General features: G+C 73.1%; 2 protein-coding genes. Both read right to left on the bottom strand.

All coding sequences use genetic code 11. The annotated features are described in order from the left end of the window. Positions 1-158: 158 nt before the first annotated feature. Positions 159-1211, bottom strand: a complete 1053-nt coding sequence (locus ACY5KJ_RS19105; protein ID WP_462204016.1) for a glutamate ABC transporter substrate-binding protein — start codon at positions 1209-1211, stop codon at positions 159-161. Positions 1212-1270: 59 nt separating this feature from the next. After that, positions 1271-2923: a hypothetical protein gene (locus ACY5KJ_RS19100; protein ID WP_462204015.1), complete on the bottom strand. Its 1653-nt coding sequence runs from the start codon at positions 2921-2923 to the stop codon at positions 1271-1273. Between the last annotated feature and the right edge of the window lie 275 nt (positions 2924-3198).

Raw genomic sequence — 3198 nt, 5'->3', positions numbered from 1 at the left:
GGCCCTAGGCCTCGGATGCGCATCATTCATCATGAATCGCCATGAATCGCCGGCTTCGATCTCGTGCTCGCCCCCGGGAGCTCCGGAGACCTGGAGCTCCCGGGCTTCGCCTGGTTCGCCTGGCCCGCCGGTTCACAGCCCGCCGGTTCACAGCCCGGTCAGGGACGGCCGCCGTCGAGCAGCGGGGGGCGGCCGGGTACGCGTAGGCCCGGTCGCAGCCACTCGTCGTACAGGCGGGACCAGGTTCCGTCGAGCATGATCTCGCGAAGCACGCCGTTGACGAACGCGACGAACTCGTCGTCTCCCGCCGTGTCCCCGGTGATCGGCATGGCGATACCGTAGGGCTCGTCGAGCCAGCCGCCGGCTTCGGAGCCCGCGCCGAAGGCGCTCGGCCCGAGCACCGTCGTGTCGGGGTCCTGGGCGGCTAGCCCGGCGAGGAGGACATCGTCGCCGGCGATCGCGTCGACGTCACCGTGCTGGAGCGCGACCAGGCAGTCGGCGATGCGGGCCCGGGTCACCGGTCGGGGTCCCGGCGCCGGCAGCTGCGCCAGCTTCTCGCTGGACGTGCTCCCCGCCGACGAGCAGACCGGTCGTCCGACGAGATCGGCGATACCGCGGAACCCGGCGTTCTCCCGGACCAGCAACCGCAGAGTCGACTCGTAGTACACGTCGGAGAACCGGACCTGCCGCTTGCGCTCGCAGGTGATGGTCATGGTGGCCACGAGCATGTCGACCATGCCGGAACGGAGCAAGTCCTCCCGCTCGGAGGTGGTGACGGCACGGAACTGGACATGATTGTCGACCCGCTCGGCACCGAAGATGGCCGCGGCGACCGCGCGGGCTATGCCGACGTCGAACCCCTCCAGTCGCAAGGTGCGCCAGTTCATCAACCCGGCCGGGGGCGCGTCGGTGGCGATGCCCACGCGCAGGTAGCCGCGGTCCTGCGCGATCGCGCGCAGGCGGCTGCCCACCGGCATCCGGCCGGGGGGAGGCATCGGGGTGAGGGGGGGATCGCTCGACCGGAGCGGTCTGCCATCCCGGCGACAGGTTCCATCCGGGTTGGCCGATCCCGCCGACGCCTGCGTGGGCTCGGCGCCCGGCACCGGTGATGGCGGCATCGGGGCGGCCTCCAGCGGAAGGGGACTACGGGCGGTGCTGCAGCCCGTAGCGCCCACGAGGACCATGCAGCCGACGAGGATCCCCCCGAGCACCGGGCCCACTCCCCTCGTCGGGATGGGGGGGTGCCGGCGCCCGGTCCGACCGGGCGGACTCACAGGTACTCCCGGAGCCGGGGCCACATCCCCGCCGCGGCCGCGACGATCGCGGTGAGGACGAGCGCCGGGCCGGCCAGCTCGAGATCGCGCAACGCCGCGGCGGCCCGGCGGGCATCTCCTTCGAACCTGCCCCGGGCGGCGTCGATCGCGACGTCGAGCTTGCCGAGGAAGCTGGTGAACGCCGTCGTGCCCGGCCCGAGGGTCCGGGTCACCGCCTGTCCGAACGTGTCGGAGGAACGCGGGTCCCCGACGGAGGAGCCGGCGTCTCCCGGTCCTCGCGCGGCCGCGACGACCGAGTCCGGTGACGAGGCCAGCAGAGCCACCACCGAGGCCCGGATACGCAGCCAGGAGCGCAGATCGCCCTCGAGTCCCGCCGGTATCCCGGCCCCCCCGCGCGCGTCGAGGGCGACGACGAGCGAACCACGACGGGTGACCGGTTCGGGCGGTAGGCGGTCGCCGGTCACGTCGAAGCCGAGGCCTCGGGTCACCCAGGCGAAGTGCTCGTCGAAACGGGTGCCGTTGCCGAGCGCCGTCAACGAGAGGTTCTCATCGACCCGTGCCTCCAGAGCCAGGGTCTTCGATCGGGCGAGCAGGCTTATCGGTCGGTACCCGGAGTCTTGCGCGGTGTCGAGACGGGTCTGCTGGGTTCCGAAGGCGACCGCGGTCCAGGTGACCGTGGCCAGGATGCACCCGGTGCCGAGCAGCAGGCCCGGGTTGACCAGTCGGTTCGTGCGTCGGACCAGAAGCAGCTGGACGCCGACGAGCGCGATGATCGCGAAGGCGGCCGTGATCACGATCGCCCATTCGCCCCGCGAGCCGGTGGCCTGCTGGTAGGCGGTGTCCACCGCGTCGGCGTACCGGGCGACGAGCACCTCGGTCGCCGGAAGGATCTCCGTGCGCATCATCGTCGAGGCGGCCCGCAGGTTGGCCTCGCCGACGGACAGCCCCGCCCGGTTGTTCGCCCGGGCCCGTTCGACCATCCCGTTGTAGACAGGAATGCCCCCGGCGAGCACGCCCAGCGGGCACGACGAGGCGATCCGCCCGGGCGACGGCCGGGTCCCCGCGCCGTCGGGTCCGGGCGGCGGCGCCGCGGGGCCGGACCAGGGCGGGTCCGCGGCGCACAGGGCCGGGTCGAGTCGGCGCAGGTCCAGGACGTCACGGGCGGCATCGGCGACACTCGCCTCGAACAGCCCGCCGTTCTTGATCCGGTCATAGCGATGCCGCAGCTCGGCGGCGGGCTCCCCCCTGCCGACGAGAAGCTCGACGGGCGCGAAGACCTCCGCCGCCGCCGCGGCATCCGCCTGGGACAGGGCGGCCCGCAACTCCTGAGCCGTGGCGAGCGCCCGGCCGTGCCGGCTCACCAGGCCGTCGGTCGCATCCAGCCGATGAGCGACCACGCCGTGCAGCGTCAACCCGAACAACGCGAGCGCGACCACGAGAAACGCCAGCAGCCCGACGAGCCGGACACCCGCGTCGCAGCGCGCCGCGACGCCCAGCACGGCCCGCGCGAGCCGCGCGCCCCACCGCGCTCGCGGGCCGCCCGGGCCACCGGGCTCCCCACCGCCACGGCGACGACGCGCGGTCGCCCGGCGACCGGCCGAGGGGGCTCCCCCACTCTGCGCGGGCGGCGGCGACGTTACAGTCGTCACGGCGACTAAGCGTACGCGCTTCACCCCGATCCGATTACTCTAAGCAACGACGGGGGGCTCGTATCGCCGGAACCAGCGGGAACGCTCCTCGGCGCGGATCACTTCCCGGTCCGGGTCGGGTGTCCGGATCGGCTGCGTCAGCGGGACCGCACCAGATCCGCGGCCGTCTTCTCAGCCAGCGCCGCGATCCGGACAAGATCGTCGGGACGGGCGGAGGAGATGTCCAGCACGACGGTCTCGCCGTGTATCAGCGCCTCTCGCGCGCGGCACAGCGC

It is taken from the genome of Frankia sp. CcWB3 (assembly GCF_977927595.1).
Note: the sequence above shows the minus strand (reverse complement) of the source record. Positions and strands in the feature narration are given on the sequence as shown.